This window comes from Nonomuraea indica (assembly GCF_002850745.1).
In the GTDB taxonomy this organism is placed as follows: Bacteria; Actinomycetota; Actinomycetes; order Streptosporangiales; family Streptosporangiaceae; genus Nonomuraea; species Nonomuraea indica.
The window spans coordinates 1-19,696 of sequence record NZ_KZ559482.1 but is presented as its reverse complement, the minus strand read 5'-3'; the positions used below and the strand labels follow the sequence as shown (position 1 = coordinate 19,696).

The 19,696-nt window shown below is 72.2% G+C and carries 22 protein-coding genes and 1 pseudogene; 12 read left to right on the top strand and 11 right to left on the bottom strand.

Annotation, left to right across the window (positions count from 1 at the left end):
• From CXR44_RS31790 to CXR44_RS31770, 5 genes are all read right to left on the bottom strand, one after another.
• On the bottom strand, nucleotides 1-336 hold the full coding sequence (locus tag CXR44_RS31790) for a hypothetical protein (RefSeq protein ID WP_144070165.1): 336 nt from the start codon (nucleotides 334-336) through the stop codon (nucleotides 1-3).
• Nucleotides 337-341: 5 nt separating this feature from the next.
• Nucleotides 342-713, bottom strand: a complete 372-nt coding sequence (locus CXR44_RS31785; RefSeq protein WP_101789849.1) for a YbaB/EbfC family nucleoid-associated protein — start codon at nucleotides 711-713, stop codon at nucleotides 342-344.
• 123 nt (nucleotides 714-836) lie between these two features.
• The gene (locus tag CXR44_RS31780; protein ID WP_101789848.1) at nucleotides 837-1,226 is read right to left on the bottom strand and encodes a hypothetical protein; all 390 of its coding nucleotides are present in this window, start codon (nucleotides 1,224-1,226) and stop codon (nucleotides 837-839) included.
• A complete protein-coding gene (locus tag CXR44_RS31775) occupies nucleotides 1,223-2,113 on the bottom strand; it encodes an SseB family protein (protein WP_101789847.1) in 891 nt (296 codons plus the stop codon). Before CXR44_RS31775 ends, CXR44_RS31780 begins: the two co-directional genes overlap by 4 nt.
• Before the next feature lie 11 nt (nucleotides 2,114-2,124).
• A complete protein-coding gene (locus CXR44_RS31770) occupies nucleotides 2,125-3,108 on the bottom strand; it encodes a GlxA family transcriptional regulator (RefSeq protein WP_101789846.1) in 984 nt (327 codons plus the stop codon).
• A gap of 71 nt (nucleotides 3,109-3,179) precedes the next feature.
• Between CXR44_RS31770 and CXR44_RS31765 the strand changes: the two genes are divergently transcribed.
• From CXR44_RS31765 to CXR44_RS31730, 8 genes are all read left to right on the top strand, one after another.
• Nucleotides 3,180-4,445, top strand: a complete 1,266-nt coding sequence (locus tag CXR44_RS31765) for an MFS transporter (protein WP_101789845.1) — start codon at nucleotides 3,180-3,182, stop codon at nucleotides 4,443-4,445.
• Nucleotides 4,442-5,107: an aminoacyl-tRNA hydrolase gene (locus tag CXR44_RS31760; RefSeq protein ID WP_180903800.1), complete on the top strand. Its 666-nt coding sequence runs from the start codon at nucleotides 4,442-4,444 to the stop codon at nucleotides 5,105-5,107. The genes CXR44_RS31765 and CXR44_RS31760 overlap by 4 nt, the downstream gene beginning before the upstream one ends.
• A 208-nt stretch (nucleotides 5,108-5,315) precedes the next feature.
• A complete protein-coding gene (locus CXR44_RS31755; RefSeq protein WP_144070164.1) occupies nucleotides 5,316-6,224 on the top strand; it encodes a hypothetical protein in 909 nt (302 codons plus the stop codon).
• A gap of 35 nt (nucleotides 6,225-6,259) precedes the next feature.
• Complete coding sequence (gene ftsH / locus CXR44_RS31750) at nucleotides 6,260-8,221, top strand: ATP-dependent zinc metalloprotease FtsH (protein WP_101789843.1); 1,962 nt, start codon at nucleotides 6,260-6,262, stop codon at nucleotides 8,219-8,221.
• 87 nt (nucleotides 8,222-8,308) lie between these two features.
• Nucleotides 8,309-9,025 carry a DUF937 domain-containing protein gene (locus tag CXR44_RS31745; RefSeq protein WP_101789842.1) on the top strand — a complete coding sequence of 239 codons (717 nt, stop codon included), beginning with the start codon at nucleotides 8,309-8,311 and terminating at the stop codon, nucleotides 9,023-9,025.
• 81 nt (nucleotides 9,026-9,106) lie between these two features.
• Entirely contained in the window at nucleotides 9,107-9,688 is a 582-nt protein-coding gene (locus CXR44_RS31740; protein WP_101789841.1) for a Maf family protein, read from the top strand.
• Between the two features lie 10 nt (nucleotides 9,689-9,698).
• Nucleotides 9,699-10,439, top strand: a complete 741-nt coding sequence (locus CXR44_RS31735; RefSeq protein WP_219602076.1) for an EI24 domain-containing protein — start codon at nucleotides 9,699-9,701, stop codon at nucleotides 10,437-10,439.
• A gap of 252 nt (nucleotides 10,440-10,691) precedes the next feature.
• Nucleotides 10,692-11,801, top strand: a complete 1,110-nt coding sequence (locus tag CXR44_RS31730) for a DUF4192 domain-containing protein (RefSeq protein ID WP_101789914.1) — start codon at nucleotides 10,692-10,694, stop codon at nucleotides 11,799-11,801.
• 144 nt (nucleotides 11,802-11,945) lie between these two features.
• Here CXR44_RS31730 and CXR44_RS31725 read toward each other — a convergent pair whose 3' ends face one another.
• Together CXR44_RS31725 and CXR44_RS31720 are read right to left on the bottom strand one after the other, a co-directional pair.
• Nucleotides 11,946-12,425 (bottom strand): GNAT family N-acetyltransferase, encoded by a 480-nt coding sequence (locus tag CXR44_RS31725; protein WP_101789839.1) that lies wholly within the window; start codon nucleotides 12,423-12,425, stop codon nucleotides 11,946-11,948.
• A 14-nt stretch (nucleotides 12,426-12,439) separates the two neighbouring features.
• Nucleotides 12,440-12,784 (bottom strand): hypothetical protein, encoded by a 345-nt coding sequence (locus CXR44_RS31720; RefSeq protein WP_101789838.1) that lies wholly within the window; start codon nucleotides 12,782-12,784, stop codon nucleotides 12,440-12,442.
• A 135-nt stretch (nucleotides 12,785-12,919) separates the two neighbouring features.
• On the opposite strand from CXR44_RS31720, the gene CXR44_RS31715 reads away from it, so the two are divergent.
• Nucleotides 12,920-13,516: a DUF1707 and DUF4870 domain-containing protein gene (locus CXR44_RS31715; protein WP_245899640.1), complete on the top strand. Its 597-nt coding sequence runs from the start codon at nucleotides 12,920-12,922 to the stop codon at nucleotides 13,514-13,516.
• Between the two features lie 49 nt (nucleotides 13,517-13,565).
• On the opposite strand, the gene CXR44_RS41830 is transcribed toward CXR44_RS31715, so the two are convergent.
• Complete coding sequence (locus tag CXR44_RS41830) at nucleotides 13,566-14,297, bottom strand: septal ring lytic transglycosylase RlpA family protein (RefSeq protein ID WP_281260310.1); 732 nt, start codon at nucleotides 14,295-14,297, stop codon at nucleotides 13,566-13,568.
• 446 nt (nucleotides 14,298-14,743) lie between these two features.
• On the opposite strand from CXR44_RS41830, the gene CXR44_RS31705 reads away from it, so the two are divergent.
• Complete coding sequence (locus CXR44_RS31705) at nucleotides 14,744-15,223, top strand: P-loop nucleotide/nucleoside kinase family protein (RefSeq protein ID WP_219602074.1); 480 nt, start codon at nucleotides 14,744-14,746, stop codon at nucleotides 15,221-15,223.
• A 330-nt stretch (nucleotides 15,224-15,553) separates the two neighbouring features.
• Here the strand turns inward: CXR44_RS31705 and CXR44_RS31695 are convergent, their stop codons facing one another.
• Both CXR44_RS31695 and CXR44_RS31690 read right to left on the bottom strand, forming a co-directional pair.
• Nucleotides 15,554-17,140 carry an OmpA family protein gene (locus CXR44_RS31695; RefSeq protein WP_144070163.1) on the bottom strand — a complete coding sequence of 529 codons (1,587 nt, stop codon included), beginning with the start codon at nucleotides 17,138-17,140 and terminating at the stop codon, nucleotides 15,554-15,556.
• Nucleotides 17,137-17,556 (bottom strand): RidA family protein, encoded by a 420-nt coding sequence (locus tag CXR44_RS31690; RefSeq protein ID WP_101789833.1) that lies wholly within the window; start codon nucleotides 17,554-17,556, stop codon nucleotides 17,137-17,139. Before CXR44_RS31690 ends, CXR44_RS31695 begins: the two co-directional genes overlap by 4 nt.
• A 472-nt stretch (nucleotides 17,557-18,028) precedes the next feature.
• Between CXR44_RS31690 and CXR44_RS31685 the strand changes: the two genes are divergently transcribed.
• Both CXR44_RS31685 and CXR44_RS41295 read left to right on the top strand, forming a co-directional pair.
• On the top strand, nucleotides 18,029-18,487 hold the full coding sequence (locus CXR44_RS31685; protein WP_101789832.1) for a MarR family winged helix-turn-helix transcriptional regulator: 459 nt from the start codon (nucleotides 18,029-18,031) through the stop codon (nucleotides 18,485-18,487).
• 80 nt (nucleotides 18,488-18,567) lie between these two features.
• Nucleotides 18,568-18,806: pseudogene (locus CXR44_RS41295) on the top strand (IS481 family transposase); the annotation flags it as partial.
• Between the two features lie 59 nt (nucleotides 18,807-18,865).
• Here CXR44_RS41295 and CXR44_RS31675 read toward each other — a convergent pair.
• The coding region (locus CXR44_RS31675) for an IS256 family transposase (RefSeq protein WP_144070161.1) at nucleotides 18,866-19,696 on the bottom strand (831 nt) is incomplete at its 5' end.

Genomic DNA, 19,696 nt, shown 5'->3' with positions numbered 1-19,696 from the left:
TCAAGCCTCCATGAGCAGTCGCTTGATCCGTTCGGCCTCGTACTCGTCGGCGGCGACCGAGATGGAGATGGTGTCGCGCATGGTGGGAGCGGTCCGCTCGATGTCTCCGAGGACCCGGCGTGCCGTCTGGCACAGCTTCGCCGGTCCCCCGCTCTTGAGCAGGGCCTGATGGAACCTGATGCCCTCGGCTCCGCCGCCCCACGGGGCCGCGGCGACGCATCCCTCGATCTCGGCGACGGCCTCCTCCCATTCCTTCTTGAGGGCGGCGGCCATGTCTCCCCACATGGAGATGCCCGTCGCGCAGAGCTGCTCGTTGAACCGCACCCCATCGCGCATCGTGCTCACCTCTCCCCGGTCATCCGCTCCGCGAGCTGCCGCATCACGGTCTCGATGTCACCTTCGATGTGGGCCGCCATCTGCTCCGGCGGGATCACGGGCTCGAAGATCTCCACTACGCGTTCGCGTGCCTTCTCGGCGGCGCGGGCGACCGTCTCCGTGATGGTGTCGGCGAGATGGCGGGAGTCGGGCCGGCGGTAGAGCCTCGGGTCGAGGTCGAGCCGGATGAGGTCACCGCGGGGACCCACGGTGGCTGACACGAGCCCGTCGCGCGAGGTCTCCGTCACCTGGACGGCACGGGCCTTCTTGTGCAGGTCGAACGCCTCGTCCTGCATGCGCATGAACATGGAGCGCAGCTCCTCGGCGTAGGCCTGCATCCCTGCGGCTTCCGGCGACCCGAACTCCAACGCTCCCCCCGGGCACCAACAGACACAAATTCCACATCTGCGACCGATTTTCCAAAAAGTTAACAAAGTGCACAAGGGGTAAACGGAAAACGTCTACGTCACAAGAGGGACGACGTGCTGTCGCAGGGCGGTAACCTCCTGCCGGGGCGCACGGGAGCGGTGGACGCCGCGTTCCACCCGCTCGAGGCCGAGCCGCCGGGCCACCGTGACCCGCCCGCCGACGTACTCCAGCAGCAGGTCGCCGTCGTGCTCGCCGTACACCTGGAACGGCTCGCCCCGCCACTCGCAGACCGTCGTGACGAACACCGCCGCCTCGCACTCGGCGGCCGGGACGGCCCGCACGAAGCAGCCCGGCGCCGACTCCTCGAACCCCTCGGCGGGTGACGGAGCGCGCAGGCGCATCCACAGACCGTCGTCGCGCGGGTCCGGCGTCGCCTCGTAGTCGGTGCCCCGCCAGCGCGCCCGGTATCCGGACCAGCTCACGCGATCTCCTCGCGCCGGGCGTGCCGCACCAGGAACCATCGTCCCGTGTCGCCGTCATAGACGGCGCGGCGCCGCTCCACCCCTTCCACCGTGAGCTCCACGATCAGGGCGCCGTGGGTCAGGAGCACCCCGTCGATCTTGTACTCACGGATCAGCTGACCGGGGGTGGGCACGAGGCCGAGGCCGACGAAGGGCGGCTCCTCGACCACCCATCCGGCCACCGCGGTCATGCGTTCCTCGTCCAGCCCCCCGTATGGCGTGCGGTAGAGCTCAGGCCCGGCCGCCCGCCAGCGCAGGATGTTGACCGAACCGTCGGGCGTCACCAGCTCCGGCTGCCCGAGGGCGCGGGCGAGCACGGTGGGCGTGGCGATATGGGCGACGTCGAGGGCGTGGTGGCAGTAGCCCGACACCCGGGTCGCGCCGTCGCCGAGCAGGTCGTGCAGGTCGCCGGGCCGGAGCAGTTTCTGCACGACCGGCAGCCCCGAGCCGGGGTCGATGGCGAGATCCTGGGCCATGGTCGGGACGGCCAGCCGGGCGACCGTTCCCGACTCCAGCGTGAGGCCGATCGGCAGGCCGGGGTTGACGGCCAGCCCCCAGCGCGGGTCCGGCCACGCGGAGGCGAGCTCCACGAGCGAGCTGACCCGGTAGGTCGCGAAGCCGGTGATCGCCCGCATCGCCTCCACGGAGGTGAAGGCGGCCACCCACGTGCGCCCGCCGCCCTCCATGGTCGCCCAGGCCGGCTGCTCCGCCCCGGCGGCCGCCGCCTCGGTGATCGGCAGGGCGAAGTCGGCGCCGCGCAGCAGGGCCAGGCCGCGGGCCGCCGCCTCGCCGGCCAGGGCGTCCAGAAGCTCCTCCTCGAACGGGCTCGCCGGCCCCCATTCCCCCATGAAGGCCTACCTTAGGCGCTGGGTTGATCGTGCGCGTGGGGGACGTCCGCGCGGCGGAAGGTGTGGCGGTAGGCGAGCGGGGCGACGCCGACGGCCGCGTGCAGGTGCTGGCGCAACGAGACCGCCGTGCCGAACCCGGCCCGCCGTGCCACCTCCTCCACTCCCAGGTCGGTCGTCTCCAGCAGGTGCCTGGCGTGCTCGACCCGCTGCCGGGTCAGCCAGCGGGCCGGGCTGACGCCCGTCTCCTCGCGGAAGCGGCGGGTGAAGGTGCGCACGCTCATGCGGGCGTGCCCGGCCAGCGCGCCCAGGTCGAGCGGGGCGTCCAGGCGGGAGAGCATCCAGGCGCGCGTCGGCGCCGTGCTGGAGCCGGCCGGGTCGGGAAGCGGGCGCTCGATGTACTGGGCCTGCCCGCCGTCGCGCCAGGGCGGCATGACGCAGCGCCGGGCCGTGCGGTTGGCCACCTCGCTGCCGTGGTCGCGCCTGATCACGTGCAGGCACAGGTCGAGCCCGGCGGCCACGCCCGCCGAGGTGAGCACGTCGCCGTCGTCGATGAACAGCACCGACGGGTCCAGCTGCACCCGGGGGAACAGGGTGGCGAAGCGCGCCGCGTCACGCCAGTGCGTGGTCGCCGGGCGGTCGTCCAGCAGCCCGGCGGCGGCCAGCACGAACGCGCCCGTGCAGATCGACATGACCCTGGGCCGGCCCAGCAACGCCTCGCGGACCGGACCGGGCAACGTGCCGTCCGTCACCGGCGGGCCGGCGTGCACGCCCGGCACGAGCACCGTGTCGGCGGTGTCGAGCACGTCGAGGTCGTGGTCGGGCAGCACGGTGTAACCAGCGGAGCAGCGCACCGGCTGCCTGCCGGGGGAGCACGTCACCACCTCGTACAGCTTCTCGCCCGACGGCGTCTCCGCCGCCCAGAACACCTGCCCCGGCACCCCGAGGTCGAGCGGTGAGAACTGGTCGAGCACGAGAACCGCCACGCGATGCGCCATGGCCGGATTCTTTCACATCATGGCTCTCCGGCCACTCGCCCGGCGCCCCGCCCGCCAGCAGGATGTCACCCATGACGTCGAGCACCATCCCCGGCCGCACGAGGCGGCTGCACCGCGCCTGGCTCGTGGCCGCCGTCGCGTTCGTGGCCATCCTGGGCGCGGCGGGCTTCCGCGCCACTCCCGGCGTGCTGATCAACCCGCTGCGGGAGGAGTTCGGCTGGACGACCGGCACGATCTCCCTGGCGGTGTCGGTCAACCTGGTCCTCTACGGGCTCACCGCGCCGTTCGCCGCGGCGCTCATGGACCGCTTCGGGATGCGCCGGGTGGTCGCCTGCGCCCTGCTGCTCGTCGCCGCGGGCAGCGGGCTCACCGTCTGGATGACGGCGAGCTGGCAGCTCCTGCTGCTGTGGGGCGTCCTCGTGGGCCTCGGCACCGGTTCGATGGCGCTGGTGTTCGTGGCGACGGTGACCGACCGCTGGTTCGTCCGGCATCGCGGTCTGGTCACCGGCGTGCTCACCGCCGCGGGCGCCACCGGGCAGCTCGTCTTCCTGCCCGTGCTCGCCTGGCTCGCCACCGGCCCCGGCTGGCGGGTGGCCTCGTTGACCGTGGCGGGGGCCGCCCTCGCCGTGGTGCCGTTCGTCTGGTGGCTGCTGCGCGACCACCCCGAGGACGTGGGCCTGACCGCCCTCGGCGCGGGCCCCGGTGCAACCCGCCGCGTCCCCGCCACGGGCAACGCGGCCGCCCGCGCTCTGGGCGTGCTGCGCTCGGCGGCCCGTACCCGCCCGTTCTGGTATCTCGCCGGCGGTTTCGCCATCTGCGGCGCCAGCACGAACGGCCTGGTCGGCACCCACTTCATACCCGCCGCGCACGACCACGGCATGTCCGAGCCGACCGCCGCCGGACTGCTCGCGATCATCGGGATCTTCGACGTGGCGGGCACGGTCGCCTCCGGCTGGCTCAGCGACCGGATGGACCCCAAGGTGCTGCTCGGCGTCTACTACGGGTTGCGCGGCCTGTCGCTGATGGTGCTGCCGGGCCTGTTCGCGGCCACCGCCGAGCCCAGCATGCTCATCTTCATCGTCTTCTACGGGCTCGACTGGGTGGCGACCGTGCCGCCGACCGTCGCGCTGTGCCGCCGGATCTACGGGCCGGACGGGGCCGTGGTCTTCGGCTGGGTCTTCGGCTCCCACCAGGTGGGCGCCGCCGTCGCCGCCGTCGGAGCCGGCCTCACCCGCGACCACCTGGGCGCCTACGACCTCGCCTGGTACGCCGCCGGCCTGCTGTGCCTGGCCGCCGCCGCCATGTCGCTGGCCATCAGGCATGCTGGGACCCGATGAACGACACCGAGCTGATGGTCCTGCCCCTCGTGGTGCGGATCGAGAGGACCGCGCCGCCCGAGCGCACCGACGCGCTGGAGGCGGCGGCGATGGCCGTGCTGGGCCTGCTCGACGATCCGGGGGAGTGGGCGGACCAGGTGCGTGCCTGGGAGTCCACCGGCAAGATCCGCAAGGTGGTGCGCCGGGCCAGGGGCGCCGAGTGGCGGCGGGCGGTCGCGCTGCCCGGCCGTACCCTCCTGCACCGCACGGCCGAGGTCCGCGTCCACCCGCCCGTGCCGCTCGACGACTGGCCGCGCGACCTGGCGCGGCTGCAGGTGTCGGGCACCGAGCTGACCGACTCGGCCGACCCCGGCCCGGTCGAGGCCGGGCCGCCCGTCCTGTGGGAGAACCCCGGCCTGGCCATGTCGGCGGGCAAGGCCATGGCCCAGGCCGGGCACGCCGCCCAGCTCGCCTGGTGGGCCGGCGGCCCCGCCGAGCGCGACGCCTGGCGGGCCGCCGGCCTGACCGTCCGCGTGCGCACCGCCGGCTCCGGCGACTTCGCGGCCAAGGTCGCGGCGGGGCTGCCCGTCGTGCGCGACGCCGGGTTCACCGAGATCGAGCCGGGCTCGTGCACGTTCGTGGCCGAGGCGCCGTGGCTGTACGGGCGCCTGGCGCGTTCCTGAAGACCGCGGCCGGTCAGAGGGGCCGGGCCCTCCGCTTGCCGGAGTGATCCGGGCAGGAGACGGGCTGTCGTTGACCACGTTCCACCTGTTCCCGGGCCCTCATGATTGCACTTCGGTTGCTTCATAAGCGGAATGGCTGGATATGTCGTACGCTCCCGTCGTGCTCGATGGGGAAGTTGGGACCGATGGTGCTGGTGGGAACAACGCCGTGAGACCGGCGACCCCCGCCTCGCCGCCGAGGCGTTCCCGGATCGGCGATCTGCCGATGCGGGTCATCTACCGGGGGCTGGCCGTGGTCGTGACGGTGGTGGTCGCCGCCGTCGCGCTGGTCCTCGTGCTCCCGCAGGAGCCGGACGAGGTCGCCGCGGGGCCGATCACCGCGCCGTCGACCCCGCCGTCCTCGTCCGGCCCCGCCCCCGCCGCCTCGGCCACGCCACAGGCGGTCGCGGCCACCGCCGGCGCCACCCCGATCGGCTCCGCTCCCGCCGCCTCGCCGGATCCCACCGGGCCCGCCTCCTCCGGCAGTGTCGCGTCGGCCACTCCCCGGCCCACGCCCACCCCCGGAACGTCGCTGGCGCCCGGGTACACGGCCATGGAAGCCCTGTACGCCGACGCCCGCCTGCCGCGGCTGCCCGCCAAGGTGCGGCGCATCTCCCTGGGCGCCGCCGGCAAGCACGTCATCAGGGACCGGCGGAGCGGGCTGGCCGTACCCCGGCTGGGTCGTCCGTGGAAGACGTACGGGCCGGCCCCGTTCACCAGCAGGCAGGTGCTCCCCAAGACGCGCGGCTCGGCGCTGCGCGGCACGATCGCGACCTGCCCGCTCCCCATCGAGGCGCAGGAGCACCCGCGTGACACGGCGCTGCTGGCCGCCCGCTGGACGCTCAACCACCACCCGAAGGGCGCCAAGGTCAGGTGGATGGCCTCGCAGCCGGTCAAGGACGGTTGGATGCTCGTCTACCAGGTCACTTACGGCAAGCGGTCCTCGCGGGCGGCGGTGGCCGTGGTCGACGGGGGAATGTCCAAGCCCGGTCTGGCGTTCGTGTCAGTGCCTGACGCACAGAAGAAGCGCTGGCGCGACATCACCAGCGTCGTGTCCGGAGTCCGTGCCCTAGGGTAGAAGATCATTATTGCGGCGATGTGGGGAGTGACGCCGTGGAACGCTCGGAGACGCCGCAGCCGCCGGACCGTCGCACCGGGACGCCGAAGGCGTCCGACAGCAAGGGCAAGTCCAAGCCGCCGTGGCGGGCCGAGGGACTCCCCGGCACCCCCGGCGGACGACCCAAGATCAACTGGTGGCGGTTCGCCGCCACTCTTTTCGTGGTGTACGCGGCGTTCTTCCTGGTCTCGTCGTTCACCGACAGCGGACAGGTGGAGACCATCTCCTACACCCAGTTCGTCCAGCAGGTGAACACCAAGAACGTCAAGCAGATCTACGCCACCGGCCTGTCCGTCGAGGGTGACCTGAGGACCGCCGCCAAGGACCCTGACAGCGGCAACCAGACCTACACCCAGTTCACCACCGAGATCCCGGCGTTCGCCAACACCGAGCAGCTCTCGCAGCAGCTCCAGGCGGCCGGTGTGGACATCAAGGCCGAGCCGATCGGCGGTGGCCGCGGCTTCTTCCTCAACCTGCTGCTGTCGCTGCTGCCCGTGCTGCTGCTCGCGGCGCTGTGGATCTGGATCATGCGCCGCGGCGCCAGCATGATGGGCGGCGGCGGGCTGGGCGGTCTCGGCAAGTCGAAGGCCGCCAAGCCGGTCGAGGCGGGCAAGGTGCGGGTCACGTTCGAGGACGTGGCGGGCATCGACGAGGTCGAGAACGAGCTGGTCGAGATCGTCGACTACCTCAAGGATCCCGGCAAGTACCGCCGGCTCGGCGCCAAGCTGCCCAAGGGCGTGCTGCTCGCCGGTCCGCCCGGCACCGGCAAGACGCTGCTCGCCCGAGCGGTCGCCGGCGAGGCGAAGGTGCCGTTCTTCTCCGCGAGCGCGTCGGAGTTCATCGAGATGATCGTCGGCGTGGGCGCCTCGCGGGTGCGCGACCTGTTCGAGGAGGCGCGCAAGGTGGCGCCGTCCATCGTGTTCATCGACGAGATCGACGCCATCGGCCGCGCGCGTGGCGGCGCGGGCGGCATCGGCGGTCACGACGAGCGCGAGCAGACGCTCAACCAGATCCTCACCGAGATGGACGGCTTCTCCGGCGCCGAGGGCGTCATCGTCATCGGCGCCACCAACCGGCCCGAGGTGCTCGACCCGGCCCTGCTGCGGCCCGGCCGCTTCGACCGCACGGTCCAGGTCGGGCTGCCCGACGCCGCCGGCCGCATCGCGATCCTCGGGGTGCACACCCGGGGCGTGCCGATGGACGCGGCGGTCAGCCTGGAGCAGATCGCCCGCACCACCCCCGGCATGACCGGCGCCGACCTCGCCAACCTCGTCAACGAGGCGGCGCTGCTCGCCGCCAAGCGCGGCAAGGAGAAGGTCACCGGCGTCGACTTCACCGACGCGCTGGAGAAGCTCCAGCTCGGCGCCGCCCGCAGCATCGTGATGCCCGAGGAGGAGCGCCGGCGCACCGCCTACCACGAGGCGGGCCACGCGCTGCTCGGCATGCTGCAGCCCGGCGCCGACCCGGTCAGGAAGATCTCGATCATTCCGCGGGGCCGGGCGCTCGGCGTCACGCTCTCCACTCCCGACAGCGACCGCTACGCCTACGACGAGCGCTACCTCCGCGGGCGCATCGCCGGGGCGCTCGGCGGGATGGCGGCCGAGGAGGTGGTGTTCGGGGTGATCACCACCGGCGTGGAGAACGACCTCGAACAGGTGACCATGATCGCTCGCGGCATGGTGGGCCGCTGGGGCATGTCGCAGAAGGTCGGCCCGCTGACCATCCTGCCGTCCGACGGCCAGCAGCCGCAGGCCTCGCCCGCCACCCTGGCGCTGGTGGACGAGGAGGCGCGGCGGATCGTGGACGAGTGCTACGACCGGGCGCTCCAGGTGCTGCGCGACAACCGCGACAAGCTTGACGCGATCGTCGAGGCGCTGCTGGAGCACGAGACGCTCGACGAGGCCGACGCCTACGCCGCGGCGAGGCTGGGGCGGGAGAGCGTTCCGGCTGGCGCCTAGTGCCAGCCTTTCCCGAGAATTAGGGCAAATCGGGATATAGAGGGATTTAGTGGTGGGAAGTCCCCCCGGAGAGAAGGGGGGACTCCCATGACACTGCACGAGGAGCTTCTCGCCCGGCTCGGCGACCCCGGCATGGAACAGCTCGCCGGGATGCTCGGCACCGACCAGCACACCGCGCGCTTCGTTCTCCAGACCGTCTCCGGCACCATCGTCGGCGGCCTCGCGCGCAACACCCGCGACCTCGACGGCGCGGAGGCGCTGCGCGCCGCCCTCGACGACCACGCCGACGCCGACCCCTTCAACGGCGACGTCGCCTCCCTCATGCGCGACGGCCAGAACATCCTCGGCCACGTCCTCGGCGGCCGCGGCATGGAGGAGGCCGCCACCGTGATCTCCCGCCTCGCCGGTGTCGACCCCGCCGCCGTCATGAAGATCCTCCCCCTCACCGCCCCCATGGTCATGACCCTGCTGGCGACCCTGGCCGGCGACCACGACATGGACGCCGAGGAGGTGGCCACCCTCATCGACCAGGAGTCCAAGGCCCTGCCCGACGAGGTGCGCACCGTGGTGGACGACCTGCTGGCCGACATCTACGGTCCGACCGCGTACCAGCGCGGCTACGGCAACCCGCTGCCCGGCGGCACCGGCCCGTACGGCGAATCCCTGCCGGGCGGCGGCCCGTACGGCGAGCCCCTGCCGGGCGGCGCCGGTCCGTACGGCGAGTCCCTGCCGGGCGGCGCCGGCCCGTACGGTGAGATCCTCCCCGGCACGACCGGCGTCCACGGCGAGCCGCTCCCCCCGTGACGCCCCACGGCCGTCTCGTCCCCCCCGTGGCAGGCGGCGGCCTGGAGCGGCGGCCCGGGTGGTGACCGGTAAGCTGGGACGGTGATCGTTCTGGCCTCAGCCTCGCCCGCCCGTCTCGCCCTGCTGCGCAGCGCCGGCCTCGACCCCAAGGTGATCGTCAGCGGAGTCGACGAGGACGCCTACTCCGCCCATTCGCCGGCCGCGCTCAGCCTCGTGCTGGCGAAGGCCAAGGCGGCGGCGGTCACGAGCGGGCTGGACGAAGGGCTGGTCATCGGCTGCGACTCGATCCTGGAGCTGGACGGGCGCCCCTACGGCAAGCCCGCCGACCAGGACGAGGCGGTCGAGCGGTGGCGGCTCATGCGCGGCCGCACCGGCCGCCTGGTCACCGGCCACTGCGTCGTCGACGTGGCGGCGGGCAGGCAGGCGGCCGAGGTGGCCACCACCGTGATCCGGTTCGGCCAGCCGACCGACGAGGAGATCGCCGCCTACGCCGCCACCGGCGAGCCGCTCGCGCTGGCCGGGGCGTTCAGCATCGAGGGCCGCGGCGGGTGGTTCGTCGACAGCATCGAGGGCGACCACGGCAACGTCCTCGGCATCTCCCTGCCGCTGGTGCGCCGCCTGTTCGAGGAGCTCGGCTACGCGGTGACGTCGTTCTGGCGCTAGCCTGCCGGGCATGCGATCAGTGCGTGACTTCCTGGCGGGCGTGGGCTTCTTCTTCCAGGGGATGAGGTGGGTGGCCGCGAACGGCCGCTGGTGGCTGTTCGGGCTGATCCCCGCGGTGATCGCTTTCGCCGTCTACGCCGCGGCGCTGATCTACCTGGGGACCAACGCGCTGTCGCTCGCGGAGACCTTCACGCCGTTCGCCGACACGTGGGCGTGGCGCGAGGCGTTCCGGGTGACGGTGGCGATCGCGCTGTTCCTCGGCGGCCTGGCACTGTCCGTGGTGACGTTCACGGCGGTGACGCTGGCGATCGGCGACCCGTTCTACGAGAAGCTCTCCGGGGCCGTGGATCCGCTGCCCGGCGAGGTCGACGAGCCGTGGTGGCGCTCCCTGCCGCGGTCCATCAGGGACAGCCTGGTCACGCTGGGCTACGTGCTGCTGTTCACGGCTCCGCTGTTCGTGCTGGGCTTCGTTCCCGTGGTGGGGCAGACGGTGGTGCCGGTGCTGGGGGCCGCGGTGTCGGGCTTCTTCCTCACCGTGGAGCTGACGACCCTCGCCCTCGAACGCCGGGGGATGGCGCGCAAGCAGCGCTTCGCCCTGCTCCGGGGGAACAAGTCGACGGCGCTCGGCTTCGGGGTGGGGGTGTTCCTGCTGTTCCTGGTGCCGCTGGTGTCGGTCGTGCTGATGCCGGCCGCGGTCGCGGGCGCCGCTCTCATGGTCCGCGACCGCCTCTCCCCGCACCCGGCCACCTGACCGCTCCTGTCACGTACGGCGGCTTGTCCGCAGTCGTGCGGGCGGCTTGTCCGGAGCCATGGGGCGGCTTGTCCGCAGTCGTGCGGGCGGCTTGTCCGGAGCCATGGGGCGGCTCCGCCCGCAGTCGTGCGGGCGGCTTGTCCGGAGCCCGTGGGGTGACGCGTCCACAGGCCGGCAGCGAAAGCCTCGCGTCATCCCCAGAACCGCATTCGGCCCCGCGTGGCCACCCGCGTACCCGGCACCCTCGTGCCCATGACGACCAACACGTCCGACCCCGGCCTCACCCTGACCAGCCCCGCCGACATCCTGGCCGCCGTGCCCTACCTGGTGGGTTTCCATCCGACCGACAGCCTCGTCGTCGTCGGCCTCACCGGCCGCGGCCGGGCCCAGGTGGCCGTCAGGTGGAGCCTCCCGTTCCCCGCCGGCGCGCTCGCGCCCCTGGGCTCGCTGTTCGCGCGGGAGGGGGTCACGCGGATCGTGGTCGTCGGCTACGGTCCCGGCGAGCGGGTCACCCCCGCGGTGGACGAGGCGCGGGCCGAGGCGGCGAAGGCGGGGGTCCAGGTCGAGGAGGCGTTGCGCGCCCACGAGTCCCGCTACTGGTCCTACATCTGCGACATCCCCGGCTGCTGCCCGCCGCAGGGCACCCCCTACGACCCGGTCGCCAGCCGGGTCGCCGCCGAGGCGACCGTCCGCGGCATGGTCGCGCTGCCCGACCGCCGGGCCCTCGAGCACACCATCGCGCCCGTCACGGGCCCCGTCCGGGTGGCGATGCGCCGTGCCACGGCCGAGGTCGTCGCCGACGTGCGCGCGGGGCTGGCGGCGGCCGGGCGGTCGGGTGCGGGGGCCGACGCGTTCGCGAGGGACTTCGTCGACCGTGGCCTCGCCCGCGTCCGGGCGGCACTCGCCGTCCATGCCGGCGGCGGGCGGATCGACGACGCCGAGGCGGCCCGCATCGGCCTCGACCTGGCGGTGATCCGGGTCCGTGACGAAGCCTGGACCCTCATGGAAGACTCCCACACCGGCCTGTGGAAGGACCTCATGCGCCGGCTGGAGCCCCGCTTCGCCCCGCCCGCCGCGACGCTGTTCGCCATGGCGGCCTGGCTCGGCGGCGACAGCACCCAGGCCACCATCGCACTCGAGCGCGCCCTGGCCATCGACCCCGGCTACTCCATGGCCAACCTGCTCATGCACGCGCTGCAGAGCCTGCTGTCGCCGGGCACGCTCAGCGGTCGCCTGCCGACCCCGGCCGAGCTCGACACGGCCATGGGCGCGCCCCATGCCGGCTGGCTGCTCCCCTTGTTCGCCCTCCTCGACCAGGAGCCTCAGGCCCACCCGGCCCCCTGCTCCCTCACCCCCACCTGAACCGTCCCCGGCCAGGGGCGGCGGCGGGACGGCGGCACCCGGCGGGGCAGGAGCCGTGCACCTGACCCGGCCGGTGACGGGGCCCGGCGGCGATCGGCCTGATCGCCGCGTGAGACGCCCGAAACATGATCGCCCCGGGATGTCTCAGCGGGCCGTCAGCGCCTTGTCGTAGCAGCGGCTCAGCGGGTCGTTCACATACTTTCCGTACGGTTCGACACGCGTGTAGCCGCACGTCTCGTACAACGCGATGGCCTCGGGCTGCCGCGCGCCGGTCGCCAGCCGCAGCCGCTGACAGCCCTGGCCGTGAGCCAGAGCCTCCAACGCCGCGAGCAGCGAGCGCGCGATGCCGCGCCCCCGGTGGCTCGGCACGACGTACATCCGCTTCAGCTCGCCGGTGAGATCGTCGACGCGCTGGACGGCGCCGCATCCGACCGCCTCGCCGTCGACGGCGGCGACGAGGAACCGCGCGCCGTCGCTGACCTGTGAGCGCCCCTCGGGCCCGTAGCGGGCCACCAGTTCCCCGAAAGCGGCGTCGAGCAGGACGGTGAGGCCGCGATCGGTACGCGGGCGTTCCTCGATGACCAGGCGGCCCTGCTGGGGAGTCCGCGTCTGCGCGCCGTCCACGGTCCGCCGCCGGGTCAGAGGTGGTCGCCTTCGCGGCGGCGGCGTTCGTTGTAGGCGCGCATCCGCGGAGGATAGCCCGTGAGCTGGACGTCGTACACGGGGAGGGCGAGGTCGCGGGCCACCTTGTGAATCACGGCGGGGGAGCCCACCCGGCGCCGGGTCCACTCGCCGTCGTCGGCGACGGCGACGGCGGTGGTGTCGGTCGCGAACGTCTCCGGCTCGACATAGAACTCGACGCCGCGCCGCGACCGGGCGAAGGCGATGAGCGCTTCGATGTCGGCGTCGGTGGCCTCACGGTCGAATTTCGCGATCCTGGGACCGCGTAGACGTCGGATGCCGTAGCGGTCTCGCCATCTCATGAGTCCTTTTTATACCGTCAAACGCTTGTGTGCGCCCGGGGTTGATCTAGGGGACACATCCGGGATTCTCCGGATGTCCGCAAAGCCGGAGTCTGGAGCAGTATGAAAGGGACCGCCCCCGATCTGAGGAGAGGCATGGGTGCAATGGCTGGGGTATCCACACCCCCGAACCCGGGACAGGTGCCGCCGGCTCACCTGCGTGTCACCAACCAGGACCGTGAGCACGTCGTCGAGCACGTCAAGGCGGCCTACGCGGAGGGGCGCCTCGACAAGTTCGAGTTCGACGAGAGGCTGGAGCGCGCGATGACCGCGCGCACGCACGGCGACCTGATGCCGATCATGACGGAGCTGTACGGAGCGCAGGCGGTGCCGGTGCCCCGGCCGGTCCCGGCGTCTCCGAGACATCAGGAGACGCCGCCGGAGAGCAACGAACGGATCGGCGCGTCCGCGGCCCACCTGCTGGCGGCCGTGGGCTTCCCGATCGCCGGTCCGCTCATCCTGATGCTCACCGGCGGCAGGACCTCGCCGTACATCCGCCGCCACGCCGTCGAGGCGCTCAACTTCCAGCTCACGATGCTGGCCGCGACGATCCTGCTGCCGCTCACCCTGATCGGCGTCCTGCTGGTCCCGGTGATCTGGGTGGGCGCGTTCGTGCTGTCCATCGCGGGCGGCATCTCGGCGCTCTCGGAGAGCCCGTTCCGCTATCCGCTGACGTTCCGCATGGTCAAGTAGGCCTGCACCGGCACGGCCGGCGCGTACGGCGTGGCGGTGCGGTCCGGCCTCAGCGGGCGAGGACCTCGTACTTGACCGTCATGACGCCCGCGCCGGTGTTGCCGATCGAGGCGAAGGCGGCCTCGGACAGGTCGAGGCAGCGTCCGCCGACGAACGGCCCGCGGTCGTTGATGCGGACGGTCACCGAGTCGCCGTTGGCAGGGTTGGTCACGCGGACCTTGCTGCCGAACGGCAGTGTCTTGTGCGCGGCGGTGAGCGCCGACGGGTTGAAGCGTTCGCCGTTGGCCGTCATCTGGCCCTCGTTGTAGTACGAGGCGCCGCAGCTGCCCCGTGAGAGCACACGGGTCCTGGCCTTGGCCGCCTGCTTCCCGGTCTTGGCGGTCTCGCGCTTCCCCTCGGCACCGGTCCTGGGGGCCGACCCGGAGAGGGCCCTGGTGGCGTTCGCGGACAGGCGGGCGGGCCTGGCGCCGTCGGAGGAGGGGGCCGCGGTGGGGGCGGTGGCCGGCGGCGTCGCCTTGGCGGAGGACCCGGAGGCGGGGGAGGCCGGCGGCTGCGGTCGGGAGGAGCGGGCGGACGTCTCGGGGGGCTGGCCGAGGGGGGACAGGCCCGCCGCGTTGGTGGCGGTCGAGGTGTCGTCGTTGCCGACGGCCGCCCAGGCGGTGGTGGAGGCGGCGATGACGGCCGCTCCCGCCGCCACGGCGGCCCAACGGCGCCTGCCCGGCGCCGTCGCGCGGGTGAGGTGGCTCTGCGTGGAGGTTTCGGTACGCGAGTGCTGGCCCAAGGGAACCACGGTCCTAGCTAGGGGACAGGACGGGGGGACGGCCGGGGCGAGGAGGAACGAACGTCCGGCCGATCCCGGGCGGGGCGGAGCCCGCGACGGGGAAGAAGATATGCGACAAACCACTAGTAAAGGCAAGATAATGCCACATTCAGTGGCATATCTCACTTCAGTAACGGGATCTTCTTCTCGCAGGTCAGGCACCTCGTCGCCACATCCGCCCCAGCAAGCCGCGTGCGCCTTCCCCCTGATCGCCGCCGGTCGGCGGGGTTCGCGGTGCGCTCGCCGGCAATCGGGTGCTGACGGGCCCGGTCCGGCCTCGAACAACTCCTGGCTCCCCGTGGACGTCGAGGCCGAGAAGCGGTCGGTACGCGCCCAGGTGGCGATGGCTGACCGGCGGAAACCATTTCCGCCGGCCGGGGCTGTCGCGCGACCATGGAGGAGTGACCTTGCCCAGGCTGATCTTGCTGTGCGGGCTTCCGGGCTCCGGGAAGACGACGTTGGCCAAACGGCTGGCGGGTGAGATTCCGGCGGTGCGTCTGTGTCCGGACGAATGGATGGCCGATCTTGGCATCGACCTATTCGACGAGCAGGCACGCGACCGGCTCGAGCGGCGGTTCTGGGAGCATGCTCAGGATCTGTTGGGGCTTGGACGGAGCGTGATCCTGGAGTTCGGCTTCTGGGCGCGTTCCGAGCGCGATGAGAAGCGTTCGGGGGCACGCGCACTCGGCGTTGCCGTCGAGCTGCACTACCTTGCTGCGCCGATCGACGAGCTGTGCCGCCGCCTTGAGGCCCGCAACGCGGAGGGCAGGCCGGGGACGGTCCCGATCAGCCGTGAGTCGCTCGCGGAGTATGCGACGTTCTTCCAGGCTCCCGATGCCGACGAGCTCGGTCTTTTCGACGAACCGCCTGCGTACCGACGTGGCTGACCGGGTGGATGCGGCGCGAAGCCGGCGGTGGGCGTCACGGCGCGGGGCCGGTGGAGCCGGTGGTGGGCGTCACGGCGCGGGGCCGGTGGAGCCGGTGGTGGGCGTCACGGCGCGGGGCCGGTGGAGCCGGTGGTGGGCGTCGTGGTGCTAGGCCGGTGGAGCCGGTGGTGGGGTTGTGGTGCGGTGGCCCTTCGAGCGGGTGGTGGGGGCCGGTGGTGGGCGCCGTGAGCCGGCAGTGGGTCCAGCCGATCGTCCCGTGTGCGGGACCGCCCCCGGTGGGCGATCTCGCTCCGGACCTGTCCCAGCTGCCGGGCCGGCGCTTACGAGGGGCTACCGCACGGGCACCTGGAGGGCGCGGAACGGGCCGACGGCGACCTTGAGGGTCTCGGCGGTGCTGGGCAGGGCGAAGAGGCTCCAGAACTCGCGGGTCTGGCCGGGAGCGAACTTCGAGGTGGCCGAACGGACGCCGGAGACGTCGGTGCAGGCGCAGTAGGAGTCCACGCCGTCATCGGTGGGAACCTGCAGGCGGCCGGGCAGGTACTGGCGGCGGGCGGCGACGTCGGTCAGGCGGACGTTGCTGGCGGCCTGGTACTTGTAGGCCTCCCAGTCCTGGGCGTGGTGCAGGTCGTTGAACCAGGTCTCGGCCGTTCCCTGGTTGGTGACGGTGTAGGTGAGCAGTCCCAGTCCGCCGGACAGGCGGCGCAGGCCGGTGACCTTCAGGGCCATGGGACTGCCGCCCGCGTCGGTGGTGGCGGTCAGGCCGGTCGCACCAGGAGAGGTCGTGGCCGCGGGCTCGGCGGCGGCCTGCTGAGGTCTGGAGAAGGTGACCGTGACGCGGCGGTTGCGGCGTCTGCCCTCCTCGCTGTCGTTGCTGTAGAGGGGGCGGCGCGAGCCGTACCCCTTGGCCTGGAAGCTGACGCCCTGCCTGCTCAGCAGCGAGGCCAGGGCGCGCTGTACCGCCCGCGCACGCCGGAGCGACAGCGGGTCGTTGATGGCGTCGTTGCCGGAGGAGTCGGCGTGTCCCGCAACCGCCACCACGCTGGCGGGGGAGGCGTCGATGAGCTTGGCCGTGGCGGCGAGGACCGACCGCGCCCGTGGGGTGAGGGTGGCCTCGTCAACGGCGAACAGCACATCGGAAGAGAGGCTGACCTGCAGGTTCTTGCCGTCGTCCGCGGTCTCCTCCGACTTGTCCAAGGACTCCGAGGGGAGGACGAGGCGCCGGACGACCGGGGTGACGGGCTCGGCGTCAGGGTCGGGGAAGTCACCGGTCGGCGGCTCGTCGCTGATGGGCACGTCCGGCATGGGCGGGCCGACGGGGGTGACGATCGTGGCGGTGGCGGGGTTGCCCGCGGGGGCGGGGAGGACCGCGTAGACCCCGATCGACTGGCCGGGGGCGATGAAGTAGCCGAGATTGTCGCGCTTCTGGTCGCTGCACAGACAGGGCGCGTGCTGCGGCTGGTAGGGCAGGAGCCAGGCGCGGTCCTGCGTGTCGAGCACGCCGATGCCGGAGGCCCAGCGGATCTCCCCGAGCTCGCGGGTGTGGTCGCCCAGCTGGCCGGTCCAGGGCAGGTCCTCGGTGCCGGTGTTGGACAGGCGGATCTGGGCGACGAGGTGCTTGCCCTTGACCCGGTTGAGCCCGACGACCTCGACCTTGAGGTGCTCGGTCATGGTGCTGCGGACTTCGGCCAGGGCAGGCCTGTCGTCCTGGCCCGCCGCAGGAGTGGTGGCCGGGGCGTCGGAGGCCGGGGCATCCGAGGCCGGGGCATCCGAAGCCGGGGCACTGGTGGTGGGCGGTGCCGCCGGCTGTTGCACGGGCAGCATCCCGCATCCGGTCACCGCGAGCGTGAGTGCGGCGGCCAGGGCCAGGAGCCGGCCAGGGGCGGAGGTGGCGCCGTGCCCGGAAGGCGAGATCCTCATCGGCCGGCCCCGCCCGCGAGCACGGCGACGGCCTCGACCTCGACGAGCTGGTCCTTGTAGCCGAGCACGGTCACGCCGAGCAGGGTGCTGGGGACGTCGTGCTCGCCCATGTACTCCCGGTACACCTCCCACGCCGCGACCAGGTCGCTCTGCCGGGACGAGGCCACATAGACGGTGGTCTTGACGATATCGGTCAGCGACGCGCCCGCCCCTTCCAGGGCGGTCACGAGGTTGCGCATCACCTGGTGCGTCTGCCCTGCGTAGTCGCCGATCGCGACCGTCTCGCCGTCGAGGTCGAGAGGACACGCGCCGGCCACCCAGATGGAACGCACCGGCGCGTCGGCGACCGCGGCATAGGCGTACTCCACCTGTTGCGCGAGCTGGTGATTGCGGATCAAAGTGACGCTGCTGTTCATATCGTGCTCCGATTCAACAATTCGGTGAGGGCCGGCGCGCTTCGCCGCCGGGTCCCGCCACGCTGACGTCCAGCAGGTACGACGGGAGGTCCGGTGGCTCGCCGCAGGGTCGTCGCCGGGAGAGCGCGGCCCGCCCCTGGCCGCCAGGACCCGCCCCGGAACCGCCAGGACCCGCCTCGGAACCAGGTCGCCGTGCCCCACGGGTGCCGCGGAGATGCCCGCGGTGCTGTGTGGTCACGTGCGCGAGCAGACCCTCCACCGTCCATGCGAGGCGCGGTGTCGGACGGACAGGTCCGCCGCCCGCGAGGGAGTCGCCGGCTCGACGCCGGCACGGGCCGCCCCCGTGCCTAGCGGGACGAGGTCGGCCTCGGCGGTCGGCCGATTCATAGGCATTGGCTTATGATCTGCATGTGCTTATTATCTGTCAAATGGGTATTTTGGGAGCGTGACCGGCCGTCGCGATCTTGCTGAGATGCTGCACCCTGTTCTGCAATGGCTCGTCGCCGCCGAGCTTCCCGTGCTGGCGACCCATGGCGTCTCCATGTGGGGCTATGCCGTGCTCGGCGCTCTGGACGACGGGTCCGTACGCACCCAGGCAGCCCTGGCCGAGGCGATCGGCGCCGACAAGACCCGCATCATCGGCATCCTGGGCAAGCTGGAGGCGTCCGGGCTGATCACTCGTGAGCCCGACCCGCACGACCGCCGCGCGAGAATCCTCGCCATCACCGACAAGGGCCGCGAGGTGCGCGGATCGGTGCGGGCCGAGATCCAGGCCAACGAGGAGCGCCTGCTCGCGCGCCTCCCGGCGGCCGACCGTTACGGCTTCCTGCGCGCCCTGCAGGTCCTCTCCCAACTGCCCCGCGAAGAGATCACCGAGAAGACCTCACTGGACCGGCGGCCCGCCCGGCGATCGAGCACGGCACCCTCCTGACCAAGCCCGGAGTTTGTGCAGAGATTCCTGGACGAGCGGCCATGACCTCGCGGCACAGGATGCGGCCCCCGTAGCGGCGGGTGCCGCCCAGGCCCGTGCATCGCATCCTGACCCGCCACCACCTGCACCACGTGGCCTGGCTGACCGGCCCACCGGCCACGTGATCCGCCGCTACGAACGCGCCCGGCCCGGCGAACTGATGCACATCGATGTGGAAACGCTCCGCCGTATCCCCGGCGGCGGAGGCCGGCGCGCCCTGGGCCGGGCAGCCTGTCCCGACCGGCGTCGAACCACCGGCTACGACTACATCCACTCGGCCGGATCACGTCCACGGACGTGGTGTATGAGTCGATCTCCGCGTGATCCTGTTTCTGCAGGTTAAGCGGTAAGTGTCTGTGGGAGTGGGTTCTGCGTGGGTGTGTCGCCGGGCAGGACACGCAGGCGGGCTTTGGCGAGGGCTTCCAGGCCCATGTAGCGGCGTCCTTCGACCCATTCGTCGGTCTGCTCGGCCAGCACCGCGCCGACGAGGCGGATGATGGCCGGCCGGTCGGGGAAGATGCCGACCACGTCGGTGCGGCGGCGGATCTCCTTGTTCAGCCGTTCCTGCGGATTGTTGGACCAGATCTGCGTCCAGATCTCGCGTGGGAAGGCGGCGAAGGCGATCAGGTCATCGCGGGCGGCGTCCAGATGCTCGGCCGCGGCCGGGTGCTTGGCCTCGAGCGTTTGGACGACCCAGGCGTGCTGAGCTTCGACGGAAGCCGCGTCGGGCTGGTCGAAGATGGTGCGCACCAGGGTGGCAACGAACGGCTGCGCGCTTTTGGGGACGACGGTGAGCAGGTTGCGCAGGTAGTGGGTGCGGCAACGCTGCCACGACGCCCCAGCAAGGGTGGCGCCGATCGCCGAGACGAGGCCGGTGTGGGCGTCGGAGATGACCAGCTGAACGCCGGACAGGCCGCGAGCGACCAGGCCGCGCAGGAACGCCAGCCAGCCCGCGCCGTCCTCGGTGCTCGTCACGTCCAGGCCGAGGATCTCGCGCCGGCCGTCGGCGTTGACGGCGGTGGCCACCAGCACGTGAACATTGATAATCCGCCCGCCCTCACGCACCTTCTGCGTCAACGCGTCCAGCCACACGAACGTGTACGGGCCGCTGTCGAGCGTCCGGGTGCGGAACGCCTCGACCTGCTCATCGAGGACCTTGGCCATCTGCGA

Bases quoted from the DNA above. Each gene is read 5' to 3' on its own strand.
- CXR44_RS31785 (WP_101789849.1), bottom strand. From the start codon at position 713: ATGCAGGCCTACGCCGAGGAGCTGCGCTCCATGTTCATGCGCATGCAG.
- CXR44_RS31695 (WP_144070163.1), bottom strand. From the start codon at position 17,140: ATGAGGATCTCGCCTTCCGGGCACGGCGCCACCTCCGCCCCTGGCCGG.
- CXR44_RS31760 (WP_180903800.1), top strand. From the start codon at position 4,442: ATGAACGACACCGAGCTGATGGTCCTGCCCCTCGTGGTGCGGATCGAG.
- CXR44_RS31685 (WP_101789832.1), top strand. From the start codon at position 18,029: ATGCTGCACCCTGTTCTGCAATGGCTCGTCGCCGCCGAGCTTCCCGTG.
- CXR44_RS31790 (WP_144070165.1), bottom strand. From the start codon at position 336: ATGCGCGATGGGGTGCGGTTCAACGAGCAGCTCTGCGCGACGGGCATC.
- CXR44_RS31765 (WP_101789845.1), top strand. From the start codon at position 3,180: ATGACGTCGAGCACCATCCCCGGCCGCACGAGGCGGCTGCACCGCGCC.
- CXR44_RS31745 (WP_101789842.1), top strand. From the start codon at position 8,309: ATGACACTGCACGAGGAGCTTCTCGCCCGGCTCGGCGACCCCGGCATG.
- CXR44_RS31770 (WP_101789846.1), bottom strand. From the start codon at position 3,108: ATGGCGCATCGCGTGGCGGTTCTCGTGCTCGACCAGTTCTCACCGCTC.
- CXR44_RS31735 (WP_219602076.1), top strand. From the start codon at position 9,699: ATGCGATCAGTGCGTGACTTCCTGGCGGGCGTGGGCTTCTTCTTCCAG.
- CXR44_RS31730 (WP_101789914.1), top strand. From the start codon at position 10,692: ATGACGACCAACACGTCCGACCCCGGCCTCACCCTGACCAGCCCCGCC.
- CXR44_RS31720 (WP_101789838.1), bottom strand. From the start codon at position 12,784: ATGAGATGGCGAGACCGCTACGGCATCCGACGTCTACGCGGTCCCAGG.
- CXR44_RS31690 (WP_101789833.1), bottom strand. From the start codon at position 17,556: ATGAACAGCAGCGTCACTTTGATCCGCAATCACCAGCTCGCGCAACAG.
- CXR44_RS31715 (WP_245899640.1), top strand. From the start codon at position 12,920: ATGGGTGCAATGGCTGGGGTATCCACACCCCCGAACCCGGGACAGGTG.
- CXR44_RS31775 (WP_101789847.1), bottom strand. From the start codon at position 2,113: ATGGGGGAATGGGGGCCGGCGAGCCCGTTCGAGGAGGAGCTTCTGGAC.